At 59.8% G+C, this 17,838-nt stretch carries 18 protein-coding genes; 15 read left to right on the forward strand and 3 right to left on the reverse strand.

All coding sequences use genetic code 11. The annotated features are described in order from the left end of the window. The first annotated feature begins 4 nt into the window (after positions 1 to 4). The 7 genes from EDF70_RS11915 (at position 5) to lipA (ending at position 5,620) form a co-directional block, all read left to right on the forward strand. Positions 5 to 1,345, forward strand: coding sequence for a pyruvate dehydrogenase complex dihydrolipoamide acetyltransferase (locus tag EDF70_RS11915; protein WP_132273509.1), 1,341 nt, complete (start codon positions 5 to 7; stop codon positions 1,343 to 1,345). Positions 1,346 to 1,490: 145 nt separating this feature from the next. Further along, complete coding sequence (locus EDF70_RS11920) at positions 1,491 to 1,712, forward strand: hypothetical protein (RefSeq protein ID WP_132273510.1); 222 nt, start codon at positions 1,491 to 1,493, stop codon at positions 1,710 to 1,712. A 69-nt stretch (positions 1,713 to 1,781) separates the two neighbouring features. Continuing rightward, positions 1,782 to 2,420 (forward strand): SGNH/GDSL hydrolase family protein, encoded by a 639-nt coding sequence (locus EDF70_RS11925; protein WP_132273800.1) that lies wholly within the window; start codon positions 1,782 to 1,784, stop codon positions 2,418 to 2,420. A 69-nt stretch (positions 2,421 to 2,489) separates the two neighbouring features. Then, a complete protein-coding gene (locus EDF70_RS11930; RefSeq protein ID WP_132273511.1) occupies positions 2,490 to 2,762 on the forward strand; it encodes a YdcH family protein in 273 nt (90 codons plus the stop codon). Positions 2,763 to 2,837: 75 nt separating this feature from the next. After that, complete coding sequence (gene lpdA, locus EDF70_RS11935) at positions 2,838 to 4,283, forward strand: dihydrolipoyl dehydrogenase (RefSeq protein WP_132273512.1); 1,446 nt, start codon at positions 2,838 to 2,840, stop codon at positions 4,281 to 4,283. Between the two features lie 77 nt (positions 4,284 to 4,360). After that, positions 4,361 to 4,606, forward strand: a complete 246-nt coding sequence (locus EDF70_RS11940; protein ID WP_132273513.1) for a GlsB/YeaQ/YmgE family stress response membrane protein — start codon at positions 4,361 to 4,363, stop codon at positions 4,604 to 4,606. 39 nt (positions 4,607 to 4,645) lie between these two features. Next, on the forward strand, positions 4,646 to 5,620 hold the full coding sequence (gene lipA, locus EDF70_RS11945; RefSeq protein WP_132273514.1) for a lipoyl synthase: 975 nt from the start codon (positions 4,646 to 4,648) through the stop codon (positions 5,618 to 5,620). Positions 5,621 to 5,625: 5 nt separating this feature from the next. On the opposite strand, the gene EDF70_RS11950 is transcribed toward lipA, so the two are convergent. Further along, positions 5,626 to 5,808 carry a hypothetical protein gene (locus EDF70_RS11950; RefSeq protein WP_132273515.1) on the reverse strand — a complete coding sequence of 61 codons (183 nt, stop codon included), beginning with the start codon at positions 5,806 to 5,808 and terminating at the stop codon, positions 5,626 to 5,628. A gap of 259 nt (positions 5,809 to 6,067) precedes the next feature. On the opposite strand from EDF70_RS11950, the gene EDF70_RS11955 reads away from it, so the two are divergent. Next, a complete protein-coding gene (locus EDF70_RS11955; RefSeq protein WP_132273516.1) occupies positions 6,068 to 6,514 on the forward strand; it encodes a type II toxin-antitoxin system RatA family toxin in 447 nt (148 codons plus the stop codon). A gap of 3 nt (positions 6,515 to 6,517) precedes the next feature. On the opposite strand, the gene EDF70_RS11960 is transcribed toward EDF70_RS11955, so the two are convergent. Together EDF70_RS11960 and EDF70_RS11965 are read right to left on the reverse strand one after the other, a co-directional pair. Further along, on the reverse strand, positions 6,518 to 7,018 hold the full coding sequence (locus EDF70_RS11960) for a CinA family protein (protein WP_132273517.1): 501 nt from the start codon (positions 7,016 to 7,018) through the stop codon (positions 6,518 to 6,520). 1 nt (position 7,019) lies between these two features. Beyond that, positions 7,020 to 8,219, reverse strand: coding sequence for a bifunctional 2-C-methyl-D-erythritol 4-phosphate cytidylyltransferase/2-C-methyl-D-erythritol 2,4-cyclodiphosphate synthase (locus tag EDF70_RS11965; RefSeq protein ID WP_132273518.1), 1,200 nt, complete (start codon positions 8,217 to 8,219; stop codon positions 7,020 to 7,022). A gap of 158 nt (positions 8,220 to 8,377) precedes the next feature. Here EDF70_RS11965 and dusB point away from each other — a divergent pair, with 158 nt between their 5' ends. From dusB to hflX, 7 genes are all read left to right on the forward strand, one after another. After that, positions 8,378 to 9,397, forward strand: a complete 1,020-nt coding sequence (gene dusB, locus EDF70_RS11970; protein ID WP_132273519.1) for a tRNA dihydrouridine synthase DusB — start codon at positions 8,378 to 8,380, stop codon at positions 9,395 to 9,397. Continuing rightward, on the forward strand, positions 9,394 to 10,551 hold the full coding sequence (locus EDF70_RS11975) for a nitrogen regulation protein NR(II) (RefSeq protein WP_132273520.1): 1,158 nt from the start codon (positions 9,394 to 9,396) through the stop codon (positions 10,549 to 10,551). The genes dusB and EDF70_RS11975 overlap by 4 nt, the downstream gene beginning before the upstream one ends. Then, a complete protein-coding gene (gene ntrC / locus EDF70_RS11980; RefSeq protein WP_132273521.1) occupies positions 10,548 to 11,999 on the forward strand; it encodes a nitrogen regulation protein NR(I) in 1,452 nt (483 codons plus the stop codon). The genes EDF70_RS11975 and ntrC overlap by 4 nt, the downstream gene beginning before the upstream one ends. Positions 12,000 to 12,192: 193 nt before the next feature. Further along, complete coding sequence (locus EDF70_RS11985) at positions 12,193 to 14,478, forward strand: PAS domain-containing sensor histidine kinase (RefSeq protein WP_132273522.1); 2,286 nt, start codon at positions 12,193 to 12,195, stop codon at positions 14,476 to 14,478. Beyond that, positions 14,468 to 15,832: a sigma-54 dependent transcriptional regulator gene (locus EDF70_RS11990; protein WP_132273523.1), complete on the forward strand. Its 1,365-nt coding sequence runs from the start codon at positions 14,468 to 14,470 to the stop codon at positions 15,830 to 15,832. Before EDF70_RS11985 ends, EDF70_RS11990 begins: the two co-directional genes overlap by 11 nt. 293 nt (positions 15,833 to 16,125) lie before the next feature. Beyond that, the gene (gene hfq / locus EDF70_RS11995; protein ID WP_007757453.1) at positions 16,126 to 16,368 is read left to right on the forward strand and encodes an RNA chaperone Hfq; all 243 of its coding nucleotides are present in this window, start codon (positions 16,126 to 16,128) and stop codon (positions 16,366 to 16,368) included. Positions 16,369 to 16,445: 77 nt separating this feature from the next. Next, complete coding sequence (hflX, locus tag EDF70_RS12000) at positions 16,446 to 17,786, forward strand: GTPase HflX (protein ID WP_132273524.1); 1,341 nt, start codon at positions 16,446 to 16,448, stop codon at positions 17,784 to 17,786. The last annotated feature ends 52 nt before the right edge of the window (positions 17,787 to 17,838 follow it).

Raw genomic sequence — 17,838 nt, forward strand, 5'->3', positions numbered from 1 at the left:
TACGATGCCTATCAACATCACCATGCCTGCCCTTTCTCCGACCATGGAAGAGGGTAACCTCGCCAAGTGGCTGGTCAAGGAAGGCGACAAGGTCAAGTCCGGCGATGTGATCGCCGAGATCGAAACCGACAAGGCAACGATGGAAGTGGAAGCCGTGGACGAGGGCGTGATCGCCAAGATCGTTGTCCCGGCCGGCACCGAAGCGGTCAAGGTCAACGCCCTGATCGCCATCATCGCTGAAGAAGGCGAAGACGTTGCGGCCGCTGCCGCAGGTGCGGGTTCGTCCGCACCTGCGGCAGAAGCTGCTCCGGCTGAAAAGGCTGCAGACGCTCCGAAGGCCGAAAAGCCGGTGACCGATGCTGCTCCGGCACCGTCGACACCTGCACCGGTTGCTGCAGATGGCAAGCGCGTCTTCTCGTCGCCGCTTGCCCGTCGCCTGGCCAAGGAAGCCGGTCTCGACCTGTCTGCCGTCACCGGCACCGGCCCGCATGGCCGTGTCGTCAAGGCCGATATCGAGAAGGCTGCTGCCGGTGGTACGGCGAAGGCCGCTCCGGCGACTGCGTCTCAGGCTTCGGCCCCTGCCGCTGCCAAGGGTCCTTCGGACGACAACGTGCTGAAGCTGTTTGCGGAAGGTTCCTACGAACTGCTGCCGCATGACGGCATGCGCAAGACGATCGCCGCACGCCTCACCGAGTCGACCCAGACGGTTCCGTCCTACACGATCTCGATGGATTGCCTGCTCGACGCGCTGATGGCGCTCAGAGCCGAGATCAACAAGTCGGCGCCGGTGAAGAAGACGGAAAAGGGCGAGGTCCCGGCCTTCAAGCTTTCCGTCAACGACTTCATCATCAAGGCGATGGCGCTTGCACTGCGCGATGTTCCGATGGCAAATGCCTCGTGGACCTCGACCGCTCGTGTTCTGCACAAACACGCCGACGTTGGCGTTGCGGTGTCGATCCCGGATGGCCTGATCACGCCGATCGTTCGCAAGGCGGAAACAAAATCCCTGTCGGTCATCTCCAACGAGGTGAAGGACATGGCCAAGCGCGCCCGCGACAAGAAGCTGAAGCCGGAAGAGTACCAGGGTGGCACGACCTCCGTGTCCAACCTCGGCATGTTCGGCGTCTCCAACTTCACGTCGATCGTCAACCTGCCGCAGGCTTCGATCGTGTCGATCGGCGCCGGCGTCGAGAAGCCGGTCGTCAAGAACGGCGAGATCAAGGTCGGCACGGTGATGACGGCAACCTTTGCCTTCGACCACCGCGTCATCGATGGTGCACTCGGCGCGGAACTGGCTTCCGCGTTCAAGCGCTACATCGAAAACCCGATGTCGATGCTGGTGTAGTGGTGTTTTGGCCGCGGTGAAAGCCGCGGCCTGTTTCGCCTGGTGGGTGTCGCCGACGCTTTACAACTCGATCGTGACTTTTGGCTGTTCTATATCCATATTTGGAGATGGAGCGACAGTCAGAAAGCGCGAAGGAGCGTATTCGATGGCGAATGAACTTGCAGACATGATCGTGCCGATGCTGCGAGAAATTCGCAGCGATATCGCAGATATAAAGCAGCAATTGCATAAGCTCGATACAGGTCAAAAGAGCATTCGAAATGCTCTGACCGCAGACACGATGATGTCGAAATTCATTACCGGTGACTTTGAGGATCGGATTGCCGAGCTTGAAAGTCAGGTTGAGGCGCTGATGAAGGGCAAGTGATCAACGTAGCAGCTTTCGGGTTGTTCGTATTGAGCTTCGCTCGCAGGGAATGACTGGCATATGGACAATATGAAAACCGTTCTCTGCTTCGGCGACAGCATTACCTGGGGTTACGACCCGGAAGGTCGTGGCCGTCATGCTTTCGAAGATCGCTGGCCAAGCGTTCTGGATGCGGCTCTCGGCGAAGGTGTTACCGTCATTGCCGAAGGCCTAAACGGCCGCACCACCGGTTATGATGATCATCTGGCCGATTGCGATCGCAACGGCGTCAAGAACCTGCCGACGATCCTGCATTCGCATCAACCGCTCGATCTCGTCGTCATCATGCTTGGCACGAACGACATGAAGCCGGTGATCGCCGGGACGGCGCATGCGGCGCGGGCCGGTATTCAGCGTCTGGTCGGTCTGATCCGCCACCACGAATATTCGTTTGACTACGACGCACCGGATATCCTGATCGTTTCGCCGCCGCCGCTTGCGGAAACGGCTGATCCGATATTTTCGGCGATCTTTCGCGGCAGTATCGAACAATCGGCCATGCTGGCATCGCTCTATCGCGATCTGGCGGACGATCTTGGTTGCGGCTTCTTCGATGCGGGCTCGGTTGCCAGGACCAGTCCGATCGATGGTGTGCATCTGACGGTGGACCATACGCGCGCAATTGGTCGCGGTCTGGAGCCGATCGTACGCATGATGCTTGGTCTTTGATCTGGATCAACGGAGGAAATTTGCGGCGGACCTAGCCTTGGGCCTTTCGAACCAAACGGGACGTGGGTCATGTCTGAGACGCCGAATGAACTGGCTGAGGAATTTCCGGACTTTGTGGCGCTGATGCGCCATCTCCAGCAGATCGATGGGCATTTTGCCCACCTCTGCCGGCGTTACGAAGACCTGAACCGGAAGGTTTTCAAAGCCAATACAAGCAGCGAGCCTGCTGACGCCAACCTGCTCATGGATATGTGCAAGAAGCGGATGCGGCTCAAGGATGAAATCTACGGGATGCTGGTTCAGCCTGAACCAGAAGCGGAAGCGATCAAGCTGGCGGTATGACGCCGGGCGCTTTTCATCCCCAAAGGCTTCGGGCATCCGCCTGCGGCCTATGACAAAAGAGGATTGGAAGCGCTCATGTCCAACGCTTATGACATTATCGTAATCGGCTCCGGCCCCGGTGGTTATATCGCGGCTATCCGTGCAGCCCAGCTCGGCATGAAGGTTGCCGTCGTCGAACGCGAGCATCTTGCCGGCATTTGCTCCAACTGGGGCTGCATTCCGACCAAGGCTTTGTTGCGCTCCGCCGACGTGCTCCACACCGCCACCCATGCCAAGGATTACGGCCTGACGCTGGAAGGCTCGATCAAGCCGGACGTCAAGGCGATCGTCGCGCGTTCGCGTGGCATTGCGGCGCGCATGAACAACGGCGTCGGCTTCCTGTTCAAGAAGAACAAGATCGACATCATCTGGGGTGAAGCGAAGATCACCAAGCCGGGCGAGATCGTTGTCGGCAAATCCACCAAGCCGGTCGTCGAGCCGCAGGGGCCGGTGCCGAAGAACACGCTGGGCGAGGGCACCTATACCGCCAAGCATATCATCGTTGCCACCGGTGCTCGTCCGCGCGCGCTGCCGGGCATCGAGCCGGACGGCAAGCTGATCTGGACCTACTTTGAAGCGATGAAGCCGGAAGAACTGCCGAAGTCGCTGCTGGTCATGGGCTCGGGCGCCATCGGCATTGAATTCGCCTCCTTCTACCGCACCATGGGCGTCGATGTCACCGTCGTCGAAATCATGAGCCAGGTCATGCCGGTCGAAGATGCGGAAATCTCCGCCTTCGCCAAAAAGCAGTTCGAAAAGCAGGGCATCAAGATCCTTCTCGAGGCCAAGGTCGCCAAGATCGAGAAGGGTGCGAACTCCGTCACCGCCACCATCGAGAAGAAGGACGGTTCGTCTGAAAAGATCACCGCCGACCGGATGATCTCGGCTGTCGGCGTTCAGGCGAACATCGAAAACATCGGCCTCGAAGCCGCTGGCGTGAAGACCGACCGTGGTTTCATCGTCATCGACGGTTACGGCAAGACCAACGTTCCCGGCATCTACGCGATCGGCGACGTTGCTGGTGGTCCGCTGCTCGCCCACAAGGCAGAGCATGAAGCCGTCGTCTGCGTCGAAAAGATCGCCGGCCTTCCGAATGTTCATGCGACCGACAAGAGCAAGATTCCGGGCTGCACCTATTGCAACCCGCAGGTCGCCTCGGTTGGCCTGACGGAAGCCAAGGCCAAGGAACAGGGCCGCGACATTCGCGTCGGCCGCTTCTCCTTTGCGGCCAACGGCAAGGCTGTCGCGCTCGGCGAAGACCAGGGTATGGTCAAGACGATCTTCGACAAGAAGACCGGCGAACTGCTCGGCGCCCACATGGTCGGTGCGGAAGTCACCGAACTGATCCAGGGTTTTGTCGTCGCCATGAACCTGGAAACGACCGAAGAAGACCTGATGCACACGATTTTCCCGCATCCGACCATTTCGGAATCGATGAAGGAAAGCGTGCTGGACGCCTATGGTCGCGTGCTGAACGCCTGATATTGCGGGGCTTCATCCGGCATTGTGCCCGGATGAAGCCCTAACCATATCTGGGCTTTGAATATCAGGAGAATGGAATGGGCGTCGGCTGGTTTGCAGCAATCATTATCGGGGGCTTGGCGGGCTGGCTCGCCGGCAAGCTAATGGATATGCGGTTTGGCATATTCATGAACATCATCATCGGCATTGTCGGCGCGGTGCTGGCCAATGCCATCTTCGACAGTGCCAACATCCATGTCGCCAGCGGATGGCTGGGTTACCTTGTGCAGGGTTTCGTCGGTTCTTGCATTTTGCTATTTGTCGCCAAACTCGTCAGGCGTTGACGGGGGTCGCAGGTCCAAGCGGCGGAGGAACAGTCTAACATGGTCACAATTCTCGACAGGACGTCGCTCTCGGAAGAGAAGCGCATCCGTCACCCTGAAAAAGCGCACCGGCCGGATACCGAGGTCCTGCGCAAGCCCGAATGGATCCGCGTCAAGGCGCCGGTCTCCAAGGGTTATCAGGAAACCCGCTCGATCGTGAAGGAGCACAAGCTCGTCACGGTCTGCGAAGAGGCGGGCTGTCCCAACATCGGTGAGTGCTGGGATAAAAAGCACGCCACCTTTATGATCATGGGTGAAATCTGTACCCGCGCCTGTGCCTTCTGCAATGTCGCCACAGGCAAGCCCAACGCACTCGATCTGGCCGAACCGGAAAACGTCGCCAAGGCGGTGAAGGAAATGGGCCTGTCCCACGTCGTCATCACCTCGGTGGACCGTGACGATCTGGCCGATGGTGGTGCCGAGCACTTTGAAAAGGTGATCTGGGCGATCCGTGCGGCTTCACCGCTGACGACGATCGAGATCCTGACGCCGGACTTTTTGAAGAAGCCGGGTGCGCTGGAGCGTGTCGTTGCCGCCAAGCCCGATGTCTTTAACCACAATATGGAAACGGTGCCGGGCAATTACCTGACGGTGCGCCCCGGTGCGCGTTATTTCCACTCCGTGCGCCTGCTGCAGCGGGTGAAGGAACTGGATCCGACCATGTTCACCAAGTCCGGCATCATGGTTGGCCTTGGCGAAGAGCGCAATGAAGTGCTGCAGCTGATGGACGACCTCAGAACCGCTGACGTCGATTTCCTCACCATCGGCCAGTATCTCCAGCCGACGCGCAAGCATCACAAGGTCGAAAAGTTCGTCACGCCGGAAGAGTTCAAGTCCTACGAGACTGTCGCCTACACCAAAGGCTTTCTGATGGTTGCCTCCAGCCCGCTGACGCGCTCCTCGCACCATGCCGGTGACGATTTTGCGCGTCTGAGGGCGGCGCGCGAAAAGAAGGTTCTGGCGGCGGCCGAGTAGGTTTTCTAGCCGGCAGCACCCTTGCCGGCGATCGCTTCACCGCGCTTCTTTTCGCGCAGATCGAAGCGGTTGCCGCGCGCTTCGGCTTTCGCCACTTCGATCAGATAGACGAGGAGCGGCAACTGGTTCATGTCGGCCAGTTGCCGTGCCGATTCGAGCATTTTCATGATCTGCGTAAAGTCGTCCATGTGCTTCTTCTTCCGGAGTCATTCCGGTGTTTGAGTTTCTATTGCGCTTTTTACGCGAGATTTTGTGTTTGGATCAGGGCCGCGAGCTCCCAAAACCACATTTTTGGGATGCAATGGTTAATATGTGAGCATATGTTAAAATAACAGTCAGTGTTGCTGACTGTTCCCACTTATGATGGCGGAGATGCGGCGTTGAAAACGCACGCCTTTATGTGTTCTCGCGCTTGATCTTCGCAAACGGCGCGCTTAACTGCTCACCATGCCCAAGTTCGAAAATCATCGCCCGGTCCGCCATTCGCCTGAACAGATGTACGCGCTCGTGGCCGACATCGAGAAATATCCCGAGTTTCTGCCGCTCTGCGAGGCGCTCACTGTCCGCACGCGCAAGGAGCGCGATGGCAAGGAACTGCTCGTTGCCGACATGACGGTCGGTTACAAGGCGATCAAGGAAACTTTCACCACCCAGGTTCTCCTCAATCCGGCCGAGCGGGTCATCGATGTGAAATATATCGAAGGGCCGTTCAAATATCTCGACAACCGCTGGCGGTTCGAACCGGACGGGCAGGGCGGCTGCACAGTCCATTTCTTCATCGATTACGAATTCAAGAGCATGATTCTGGGTGCCGTCATGGGCTCGATGTTCGACCGCGCCTTCCGCATGTTTGCTGAAGCATTCGAAACGCGGGCCGACAAGATCTACGCCTGACGATCAGGCGTCGGCGATGTCCTGAAGCATTTCGAATGCGGTACGCAGCGTGGCAAGTCGCACGCTGCTTCGGCCGATATCCCCAAAGCGCATTTCACGGTGAATGGTTTTGCCGTCGCGATTGCCGGCGGCAAGATGCACGAGGCCGACGGGTTTTGCATCAGACCCGCCACCCGGACCAGCTATGCCGGTAACGGCTACGGAGATCTGTGCGCGAGAATTCTTCAAGGCACCGGCGGCCATTTCCAGGGCCGTTTCGCGAGACACGGCACCAAACGTCTTCAATGTCTCGTTGCTGACGCCGAGAATCTCCGCCTTGGCTTCATTGGTATAGGTCACCAGCCCTCTGTCGACGACGGTGGAGGAGCCGGCAATCTCGGTCAGTGCACCGGCAATCAAGCCGCCTGTGCAGGATTCCGCCGTCACCACCATCAAGCCTTTCGCCGTAAACTCGGCGATGATCTTTGCGGCTGTCGCTTTGATATCCGGCGGAAACAGGCTCATCTCAATCCTTCTGGAAGACGACGGTCGCAGTTGCGATCGCAGCAATGCCTTCGCGGCGGCCGACAAAACCGATCGTCTCATTGGTTGTCGCCTTCACCGAACAACGCTCCATGTCGATGTCAAGAAACTCGGAAAGATTGCGGCGCATCGCTTCCCGGTGCGGGCCGACCTTGGGGGCTTCAGCGATCAGGGAAACGTCGGCATTCATGATTGTGCCGCCATGTTCGCGCACGATCTTTGCCGCATGCTCGAGAAAGATACGCGACGCGGCCCCCTTCCACTGCATGTCGGACGGAGGAAAGTGATCGCCGATATCGCCGGCACCACAGGTGGCCAGCAGCGCGTCGGTCAGCGCATGCAAGGCCACGTCGGCATCCGAATGGCCGCTGAGTTTCTGATCATGCGGCATGAAGACACCGCACAGTGTCACGCCGTCGCCGGGCACGAGCTGGTGCACGTCGTAACCGTTGCCGGTGCGCACGTCGGGCAGGGGCATCCGTGTCGCCTGTCTGGAAAGCCGCTCGTCTGCCATTTCTATATCCCGTTTCACTGTCAGTTTGATGTTGTCGGCCGAACCTTCGATCAGAACCACCGGCAGGCCGGCCCATTCGGCAATCGATGCATCGTCGGTAAAATCGTCGCGGCGCAGCGCTGCGGCCTTCTCGTGTGCTGATCGGATCTCGTTGAGGGCAAAACTCTGCGGCGTCTGGGCAGCATAGAGGCCGGCTCGTGGAACGGTCTCATGCACCAGGCCATCGGCTCCACCGCGTTTCAGCGTGTCGGCCACCGACATTGCCGGCAGAACACCGTCATGACCGGCATCGAGCGTGGCAGCGATTCTGTCCAGCAGCGCGAGATCGACAAAGGGCCGCGCTGCGTCATGGATCATGACATGTGTCGCACCGGTGGCCGCGAGCGCGCGCAATCCCTCATAGACAGAGCGCTGCCTGGTATCGCCGCCAAATGTCGTCAGCACTTCCTTCGCGCGCGGAAGGGTCGATACGGATGCGGCATAAAGTCCCTCGTCGTCGGGATGGATGACCGTGACGATCGGGCCGCTTCTGTGCCAGTTCAGAAAAGTTTCCAGCGTATGCGCAATGACCGGGCGTCCGCCGATCGGGCGATATTGTTTCGGGCCCTCTTGCGGAGATCCGGCCCGTTCGCCGCGTCCCGCGGCTACGATGACGATGCCGATTGTCATGGATTTGTCGTCCCCGGACGATAGCTCGAATTATAATTGACAGCGCAGCACTATAGACTCAAAAGACCCATTTCCAGCAGGTCGCTCAAAAATAACGCAATCTTGGAATTGCTCTTGGCAAACGCGCAAAGCCTGAATAAAAATAGTGCAGCCCACCAATGTGCCCGAAAGATCATCAATTGAGTGTCGTCGATCTTGCAGACCCTTTCCATATCGGGCCTGTCGCCATACGCAACCGCGTCGTGCTGGCGCCGATGTCCGGAGTGACGGATCTGCCGTTCCGGCAACTGGCATGGCAGCATGGTGCAGGCCTTGTCGTGACAGAGATGATTGCCAGTGGCGAACTGGTGCGTAACCGTGGCGAATCGTGGGAGCGCCTGAAGAGCACAGGTATCAAGCCGCATATGGTGCAGCTTGCCGGCCGCGAGGCGCAATTCATGGCGGAGGCGGCAAAAATCGTCGAAGGCGAGGGCGCCGATATCATCGATATCAACATGGGCTGTCCTGCCAAGAAGGTGACGGGCGGTTATTCCGGCTCGGCGCTGATGCGCGATCCGGACCATGCGCTGTCGCTGATCGAAGCGACGGTCAAGGCCGTAAAGGTGCCCGTGACGCTGAAGATGCGCCTTGGCTGGGATGAAAATTCCATCAACGCGCCGGAAATTGCCCGTCGTGCGCAGGATGCAGGCGTTCAACTGGTCACCATTCATGGCCGCACCCGCATGCAGTTTTATGAAGGCAAGGCCGACTGGGATGCGATCCGCGCGGTGCGCGACGTGCTGACCATTCCACTGATCGCCAACGGCGATGTGCAAAGTGCCGAAGATGCGCAGGATATTCTTCGTCGTTCCGGCGCCGATGCGGTCATGCTCGGGCGTGGGGCGCAGGGGCGTCCCTGGCATGTCGGCGCACTTGCCGGTGCAAATGTGCCGGAGGTCAATGCGATCGCCGACATCGCCTGCCATCATTACGAAATGATGCTCGAATTTTACGGTCGCGAGGCGGGTCTGCGCCATGCGCGAAAACATCTCGGCTGGTATCTCGATTGCAATGCGCCACACACCGACGCTGCCGACAAAGCGGCAATGATGGTGGAGCGTGACCCCGCTGTGGTGGTTTCGCGTTTGCGTGAATTGCTGTTGCGACCACCGCAACCTGAACGGAAGGCTGCCGCATGACGTCGAAACCGACGCCGCAGGACAACGCGACCGGCAATACACTGGCGATGGCGGTGCTGAACTCGGTTCAGAACCCCGTTATCCTGGTGGATGCCGAGGGCAAGGTGGCTTTTGCCAACTGGGAGGCCGAATCGTTTTTCGGCTCCAGCGCCTCCTATCTGGCGAAGAACAAGATCTCGACCTTCATCCCCTTCGGCAGCCCGCTGCTGGCGTTGATCGATCAGGTGCGCGAGCGCAAGGCTCCGGTCAATGAGTACCGGGTAGACCTGTCGTCTCCGCGGCTTGGTCAGGAAAAACTGGTGGACCTCTATGTCGCGCCGGTGACCAGTGAGCCGGGTTCGGTTGTGGTCGTCTTTCAGGAACGGTCCATGGCCGACAAGATCGACCGCCAGCTGACCCATCGTGCCGCGGCGCGTTCGGTCACAGGGCTGGCATCAATGCTGGCGCACGAGATCAAGAACCCGCTTTCTGGTATCCGTGGTGCAGCCCAGCTTCTGGAAACGTCCGTGCCGGACGAGGATCGCGCCCTGACCCGGCTGATCTGTGACGAGACAGATCGTATCGTCTCGCTGGTCGATCGCATGGAAGTGTTCTCCGACGAGCGCCCGGTCGATCGCACGGCACTGAACATCCATTCGGTGCTCGATCACGTGAAGGCGGTGGCCAAGGCCGGTTTTGCCCGCGAGATCAAGTTCATGGAGCTGTACGATCCGTCGCTGCCGCCCGTCTATGCCAACCGTGATCAGTTGATCCAGGTCTTTCTCAACCTCATCAAGAATGCAGCCGAGGCGATCGGCGGCCAGTCGGACGGCGAGATCACGCTGACCACCGCCTATCGTCCAGGCATCCGCCTGTCCGTCGCCGGTACGCGCGAAAAGATTTCGCTGCCGCTCGAATTCTGCGTCATCGACAACGGTCCCGGCGTCCCCTCCGACATTCTGCCGCATCTCTTCGACCCGTTCATCACCACCAAGACCAATGGCTCCGGCCTCGGCCTTGCGCTGGTGGCCAAAATCATCGGCGCCCATGGCGGCATCATCGAATGCGACAGCCAGCCGCGCCGCACCGTGTTCCGTGTTCTGATGCCCATGCACAAGGAAGACAGCGCATTTGACGACGCCGTCGCCTTGAACTCCACAGGAAGCGTAAAATGACCGCCACGATCCTTGTCGCCGACGATGATGCGGCCATCCGCACAGTACTGAACCAGGCGCTCACCCGCGCCGGATATGATGTGCGTATCACCTCGAATGCCGCCACGCTGTGGCGCTGGATTTCCGCCGGCGACGGCGATCTGGTGGTGACAGACGTGGTCATGCCGGATGAAAACGCCTTCGATCTGCTGCCGCGCATCAAGAAGGCGCGGCCGGATCTGCCGGTTCTCGTCATGAGCGCCCAGAACACCTTCATGACCGCCATCAAGGCGTCGGAAAAGGGCGCCTACGATTACCTGCCAAAGCCGTTCGACCTCACCGAGCTGATCGCCATCATCGGACGTGCGCTGGCCGAACCGAAGAAGAAGCCGGCCAAGCTGGACGATGATGCGCAGGACGGCATGCCGCTGGTCGGCCGCTCCGCCGCCATGCAGGAAATCTACCGCGTGCTTGCTCGTCTGATGCAGACGGACCTGACGCTGATGATCACCGGCGAGAGCGGCACCGGCAAGGAACTGGTAGCCCGCGCGCTGCATGATTACGGCAAGCGCCGCAACGGCCCGTTCGTCGCCATCAACATGGCGGCCATCCCGCGCGATCTGATTGAGTCTGAACTGTTCGGCCATGAGAAGGGCGCTTTTACCGGCGCGCAGAACCGCTCCACCGGTCGTTTCGAGCAGGCCGAGGGTGGCACGCTCTTTCTCGATGAAATCGGCGATATGCCGATGGATGCCCAGACACGTCTTCTGCGCGTGCTGCAGCAGGGCGAATATACGACGGTCGGCGGGCGCACCCCCATCCGCACCGACGTTCGCATCGTGGCCGCCACCAACAAGGATCTGAAAGTCCTCATCAATCAGGGCCTGTTCCGCGAGGATCTCTATTACCGGCTCAACGTCGTGCCGCTGCGGCTGCCGCCGCTGCGTGATCGTGCGGAAGACATTCCCGATCTCGTCCGCCACTTCATGCAGATGGGCGAAAAGGAAGGTCTGGACGGCAAACGTTTCGACACCGAAGCGCTCGACGTGATGAAGGGGTATGCCTGGCCCGGCAACGTGCGTGAGCTGGAAAACCTCATCCGTCGCCTGATGGCACTTTATCCACAGGATGTTATCACCCGCGAAATCATCGACAGCGAACTGCGTTCCGATGTGCCGGATAGCCCGATCGACAAGATGGGCGCGCGTTCCGGCTCGCTGACGATCTCGCAGGCGGTCGAGGAAAACATGCGCAGCTATTTCGCCAGCTTCGGCGACAACCTGCCGCCACCCGGCCTTTACGACCGTGTGCTGACGGAAATGGAATATCCGCTGATCCTCGCTGCACTGACTGCGACGCGCGGAAACCAGATCAAGGCAGCCGATCTGCTGGGATTGAACCGCAACACGTTGCGCAAGAAAATCCGCGAGCTTGGCGTTTCCGTCTATCGCAGCTCGCGCACGAGCTGAGCCGGCGCGGGTTGACACCCGCGTCATATTCGTTGCATTTTCGCCACATTGCGTTGCTTAAAGGTCACGCATGCTCAGGTTTTCTGGCGGGCGGGCGATTCTTGCAACAGGGCCTTCAGGCCCGGTGTTCCCCAGAGTGCCGAGTTTCTCATTGTCTCATTGATTCCGCACCAGGCGGCGTCGGGAGTGGCTTATGACAGATGGCGTCCTGACGCCTTCGACCGACGAGGATTCACCGGCTCTGGTTCAGGACCGGCGGGCTACCTTTGCCTTGCCCGGACTTCTGCTGGCCGTCGGGGCGCTTATTTGCGCGATCGTCAGCCTGCTCGTCCTTCTGGGGGCGACGCCGATCGCGCCGACCACCAATGTGGTCATCGCGTCGGCGGGCGTGAATTCGGTTTTCGTTCTCGGTCTGATTTACCTCATCGCCCGCGAAGTGTTTCGTCTGGTCAAGGCCCGCAACCGTGGACGCGCCGCAGCCCGGCTGCATGTGCGCATCGTCGTGCTGTTTTCGATCGTTGCCATCACGCCGGCAGTTCTCGTCGCAATCTTTGCCAGTCTGACATTGAATGTCGGCCTCGACCGCTGGTTTTCGCTGCGCACGCAATCGATCGTGCAGTCGTCTCTTGATGTCGCCAAGGCCTATATGCTGGAAAATGCCAGCTACCTTCAGGGCCAGACTGTATCGATGGCCAACGACCTCGAGCGCAATCGCCCGATGTTCTACCTCGACCGCACCGGCTTCGTTGATCTGATGACACGCCAGGCCAAAGGCCGTGGCCTGCTCGGCGCGTTTCTTGTGCGTGACGACGGTGATGCCATCGCGCAAGCCGAAATCAAGACAGACCGGCCGCTGCCGGCCATTCCTTCGGATGCGCTGGCCACCGCCGCGGCAGGCCAGCCGACTCTGATCCCGCCGGGCGTGACCAATCTCGTCGGTGCCGTCATCAAGTTCGATGCCATTCCCGGCTCCTTCCTCTACACCGTTCGTGCGGTTGATCCGAAGGTGATGTCGGCGATGCGGCTGATGGAGGAAAACCGCGACGAATATCAGTCGATGGAGGCCGGGCGTACGTCTCTGCAGGTCGCCTTTGCCGTTCTCTACATCGGTTTTGCGTTGATCGTGCTGCTTGCCGCCATCTGGACGGCCATTGCTGTCGCCGACCGCATCGTCAGGCCCATCCGGCTTCTCATCAGTGCGGCCGACAGCGTCGGTGCGGGCAATCTCAACGTTGTCGTGCCGGTTCGTGCGGCTGATGGCGATGTCGGCAGCCTGTCGCGCACCTTCAATAAGATGATTTCGGAAATCCGCAGCCAGCGAGACGAAATCCTTGAAGCCAAGGATGAGGTTGATGACCGTCGTCGCTTTATCGAGGCGGTGTTGTCCGGTGTTTCGGCCGCCGTCATCGGCGTCGAGGACGACCACCAGGTCACCATCGTCAACCCGACTGCAGAGCATTTTCTCGGTGTGAATGCCGATCAGCTGATCGGCCAGCGGCTCGAAGACGTGGCGCCCGAGATCGATCAGGTTCTGAAAGAAGCTACGTTCCGCGCCCGCAATGATTTTCGCAAGCAGATCAATCTGATGCGTGGCGGCAAGGAGCGAACCCTGTCGGTACAGGTGACGCGCGAGGAGCAGCGGTCCAGCCGTGAATCCTACGTGATAACGCTGGATGACATTACCGATCTCGTCATCGCCCAGCGATCCACCGCATGGGCGGACGTGGCGCGCCGCATTGCCCATGAAATCAAGAACCCGCTGACGCCAATCCAGCTTTCCGCCGAGCGTCTGAAGCGCCGTTACGGCAAGCAAATCAACGAGGATGACCGCGCGGTCTTTGACCAGTGCACCGATACGATCGTGCGACAGGTGGGGGATATCGGCCGCATGGTCGATGAGTTTTCTTCCTTTGCCCGCATGCCGAAGCCGGCCAAGGAACAGGCCGACCTGCGCGATATTCTGCGCGACGCGGTTTTCCTTCGGGAAATGGGCGCGAGCCATGTGGATTTCGGGCGCGAACTCGGCGATGCGCCGCTGATCGGCATGTTCGATGCGCGCATGCTCGGACAGGCTTTCGGCAACCTCGTCAAGAATGCCGTCGAGGCGATCGAGGCGGTGCCGGGTGATCAGGAGCGCGAGGGCCGCAAGGTCTGGGTGCGGGCTGCCTATGACGAAGCGCGCGACCTGTTCTGCGCCGACATCATCGACAATGGCAGCGGCCTGCCGGCGGAAAACCGCCACCGTATATTGGAACCATACATGACGATGCGCGAGAAGGGCACCGGCCTGGGTCTCGCGATCGTCAAGAAGATCATTGAGGAACATGGCGGTCAGCTTGAACTGCATGATGCACCCGTCGAATTCGATCATGGCCGCGGCGCCATGATCAGGGTGCTGTTGCCGCGCATCGAAGCGGCAGGTTTGCAGGGCGCTGACGCCGAAGAAGATAAGAACAAGGAAGCAGCTTATGGCGTCTGATATTCTGGTCGTGGATGACGAGGCGGATATCCGCGATATCGTTTCCGGCATCCTGTCCGACGAAGGGCACGAAACTCGCACGGCGCACGATGCCGATAGCGCGCTCGCCGCCATCTCGGATCGCGTGCCGCGTCTGGTTTTCCTCGATATCTGGATGCAGGGGTCTCGGCTTGACGGTCTGGCCTTGCTCGACGAGATCAAGACACGCCACCCGGATCTGCCGGTGGTGATGATTTCCGGTCACGGTAATGTCGAGACGGCGGTTTCCGCCATCAAGCGCGGCGCTTTCGACTTCATCGAAAAACCTTTCAAGGCGGATCGTCTGATCCTGATTGCCGAGCGCGCTTTGGAAAACTCCAAGCTCAAGCGCGAAGTCACCGAGCTCAAGAAACGCACCGGTGACGCGCTGGAACTGGTGGGCACGTCCGTCGCAGTCTCGCAACTTCGCCAGACAATCGACAAGGTGGCGCCGACCAACAGCCGCATCATGATCCTCGGCCCGTCCGGTTCCGGCAAGGAACTGGTGGCTCGCATGATCCACAAGAAGTCGGCGCGTGGAGCTGGTCCGTTTGTTGCGCTGAATGCTGCAACGATTACGCCAGATCGAATGGAAGTGGCGCTGTTCGGCACCGAAGGCACACCCGGCCAGCCGCGCAAGATCGGCGCGCTGGAAGAGGCGCATCGCGGTATTCTCTACCTCGACGAAGTTGGTGAGATGCCGCGCGAGACGCAGAACAAGATTCTTCGTGTGCTGGTCGAACAGCAGTTCGAGCGCGTTGGCGGCTCCAAGCGCGTCAAGGTCGATGTCCGCATCATCTCGTCGACGGCCTACAATCTCGAAAGCCTGATCGCCGAGGGTATTTTCCGCGAAGACCTTTATCATCGCCTTGCTGTCGTGCCGGTCAAGGTGCCGGCGCTTGCCGAACGCCGCGAAGACATCCCGTTCCTCGTCGATAATTTCATGCGGCAGGTGTCCGAGCAGGCCGGTATCCGCAATCGCCGTATCGGTGACGACGCCATGGCGGTGCTGCAAGCCAATGACTGGCCGGGCAATAACCGCCAGCTTCGCAACAATATCGAACGCCTGATGATCCTGGCGCGTGGTGATGGTCCGGACTCACCGATCACGGCCGATATGTTGCCGCAGGATCTGGGGGACATGCTGCCCAAGGTCGCCGGCAGCGGTGATCACCACATCATGACCTTGCCGCTGCGTGAGGCGCGTGAAATGTTCGAGCGTGATTATCTGATCGCGCAGATCAACCGTTTCGGCGGCAATATTTCCCGCACGGCGGAGTTCGTCGGCATGGAACGCTCGGCTCTGCACCGCAAGTTGAAATCCCTGGGCGTTTGAGCCCCTTGGATTTCAAGGGGCAGTCGGCTTCTGCGACCGCAAAGCCGATCGCATACGTTGTTTTGCCGATTGCGGAGCGCATCCCGATTTGCTAACCAATGCCGGGGGACAGGGAGTTGCAAACTTGCATCTCTTCGCTCGCTTTGCGCATCTCTTCCCGGACCTGACTCGATCTGGTTTGGGAATCATGCGCAAATGAGCGGTCGCGACCGATTCCGGATGGGGAAGGGTTGCGCCTCAGGGTATAAACATAATTCCGGCGACAGGCCGGCAAGAAAGAAAGAAGCGGCGCCATGGCGGAACGTTCTCAGAATTTGCAGGATCTTTTCCTCAATACAGTTCGCAAGCAGAAGATCTCGCTTACGATTTTCCTCATCAACGGCGTCAAGCTGACAGGTGTCGTCACCTCGTTCGACAACTTCTGTGTTTTGCTGCGCCGTGACGGACACTCCCAGCTCGTGTATAAGCACGCGATCTCGACCATCATGCCGGGCCAGCCGATGCAGATGTTCGAGACCGAAGAAAACGCGGCCTGATAGGACATTTCGAAATAGCAACGCGCGATACCTCGAATGAATCCCTCGTCCCGGAAGCTGAAAAGCACCGGGATGACATGCGCGCTCTCGTGCTGGTGCCGGTTCTCAAGCAGAACCGGACCCGCGGAGCCCAAACGGATGCGCCGCTTGTCGCGGCACCTCAGCGTTCCAATGAAGCCAGGCTGGAAGAGGCGATCGGGCTTGCCCGCGCCATCGACCTTGTCATCGCACAGGGCCTGATCGTTGGGGTCAATCAGCCGCGTCCGGCGACCCTGATCGGCACCGGCAAGATGGAAGAGATCAAGGCGCTGCTCGACGAGCATGATGCCGGTCTGGTGATCGTCGATCATCCGCTGACGCCTGTGCAGCAGCGCAATCTCGAAAAGGAATGGGGCGCCAAGGTCATCGACCGTACCGGCCTCATCCTCGAAATTTTTGGCCGCCGCGCCTCCACGAAGGAAGGCACGCTGCAGGTCGATCTTGCACATCTGAACTACCAGAAGGGCCGACTGGTTCGCAGCTGGACCCACCTGGAACGCCAGCGCGGTGGCGCGGGCTTCATGGGTGGTCCGGGTGAAACCCAGATCGAGGCCGACCGGCGGCAGTTGCAGGACAAGATCATCAAGCTGGAGCGCGAGCTCGAGCAGGTGGTGCGGACCCGTCAGCTTCACCGTGCCAAGCGCCGCAAGGTGCCGCATCCGATCGTGGCGCTGGTGGGTTACACCAACGCCGGCAAATCGACGCTGTTCAACCGCATCACCGGTGCGGGTGTTCTGGCCGAAGACATGCTGTTTGCAACGCTCGACCCGACGCTGCGCCGCATGAAGCTGCCGCATGGCCGCACGGTCATTCTCTCCGATACTGTCGGCTTCATTTCCGACCTGCCGACGCATCTGGTCGCTGCCTTCCGTGCAACGCTGGAAGAGGTGCTGGAAGCGGATCTCATCCTGCATGTGCGTGACATGTCCGACCCGGACAATGCCGCCCAATCGGGTGATGTTCTTCGCATCCTTGCCGATCTGGGGATCGGCGAGAAGGAAGGTGCCGAACGCATCATCGAGGTATGGAACAAGATTGATCGTCTTGAGCCGGAAACGCATGACGCATTGGCGGATCGGGCTGCGGGCCGCGACAACATCATGGCGCTGTCCGCTGTCACCGGCGAGGGCGTCGATCCGCTGATGGACGAGATCTCGCGCCGTCTTTCCGGCGTGCTGACCGAAACCGCCGTGACCATTCCGCCGGAAAAGCTGGCGCTGGTGTCGTGGGTCTATGCCAATGCCATCGTCGATGACCGCAAGGACAACGAGGACGGTTCCGTGACGCTGGAAGTGCGCATGTCGGAAGCGCAGGCGGCGGAACTGGACCGCAAGCTAGGCAATGGCACCAGGCCGGACAAGGAAGATTGGGAACGCTGACCTTACGGCATACCGTAACGTCAAGAGATCAACATGCCCGCGTCACAGGCTG

This window comes from Neorhizobium sp. JUb45, from assembly GCF_004343585.1.
Lineage (GTDB): Bacteria > Pseudomonadota > Alphaproteobacteria > Rhizobiales > Rhizobiaceae > Neorhizobium.

Coding starts and splice junctions, on each gene's coding strand:
- EDF70_RS11915 (WP_132273509.1), top strand. CDS start 5: ATGCCTATCAACATCACCATGCCTGCCCTTTCTCCGACCATGGAAGAG.
- EDF70_RS11920 (WP_132273510.1), top strand. CDS start 1,491: ATGGCGAATGAACTTGCAGACATGATCGTGCCGATGCTGCGAGAAATT.
- EDF70_RS11925 (WP_132273800.1), top strand. CDS start 1,782: ATGAAAACCGTTCTCTGCTTCGGCGACAGCATTACCTGGGGTTACGAC.
- EDF70_RS11930 (WP_132273511.1), top strand. CDS start 2,490: ATGTCTGAGACGCCGAATGAACTGGCTGAGGAATTTCCGGACTTTGTG.
- lpdA (WP_132273512.1), top strand. CDS start 2,838: ATGTCCAACGCTTATGACATTATCGTAATCGGCTCCGGCCCCGGTGGT.
- EDF70_RS11940 (WP_132273513.1), top strand. CDS start 4,361: ATGGGCGTCGGCTGGTTTGCAGCAATCATTATCGGGGGCTTGGCGGGC.
- lipA (WP_132273514.1), top strand. CDS start 4,646: ATGGTCACAATTCTCGACAGGACGTCGCTCTCGGAAGAGAAGCGCATC.
- EDF70_RS11950 (WP_132273515.1), bottom strand. CDS start 5,808: ATGGACGACTTTACGCAGATCATGAAAATGCTCGAATCGGCACGGCAA.
- EDF70_RS11955 (WP_132273516.1), top strand. CDS start 6,068: ATGCCCAAGTTCGAAAATCATCGCCCGGTCCGCCATTCGCCTGAACAG.
- EDF70_RS11960 (WP_132273517.1), bottom strand. CDS start 7,018: ATGAGCCTGTTTCCGCCGGATATCAAAGCGACAGCCGCAAAGATCATC.
- EDF70_RS11965 (WP_132273518.1), bottom strand. CDS start 8,219: ATGACAATCGGCATCGTCATCGTAGCCGCGGGACGCGGCGAACGGGCC.
- dusB (WP_132273519.1), top strand. CDS start 8,378: ATGTGCCCGAAAGATCATCAATTGAGTGTCGTCGATCTTGCAGACCCT.
- EDF70_RS11975 (WP_132273520.1), top strand. CDS start 9,394: ATGACGTCGAAACCGACGCCGCAGGACAACGCGACCGGCAATACACTG.
- ntrC (WP_132273521.1), top strand. CDS start 10,548: ATGACCGCCACGATCCTTGTCGCCGACGATGATGCGGCCATCCGCACA.
- EDF70_RS11985 (WP_132273522.1), top strand. CDS start 12,193: ATGACAGATGGCGTCCTGACGCCTTCGACCGACGAGGATTCACCGGCT.
- EDF70_RS11990 (WP_132273523.1), top strand. CDS start 14,468: ATGGCGTCTGATATTCTGGTCGTGGATGACGAGGCGGATATCCGCGAT.
- hfq (WP_007757453.1), top strand. CDS start 16,126: ATGGCGGAACGTTCTCAGAATTTGCAGGATCTTTTCCTCAATACAGTT.
- hflX (WP_132273524.1), top strand. CDS start 16,446: ATGCGCGCTCTCGTGCTGGTGCCGGTTCTCAAGCAGAACCGGACCCGC.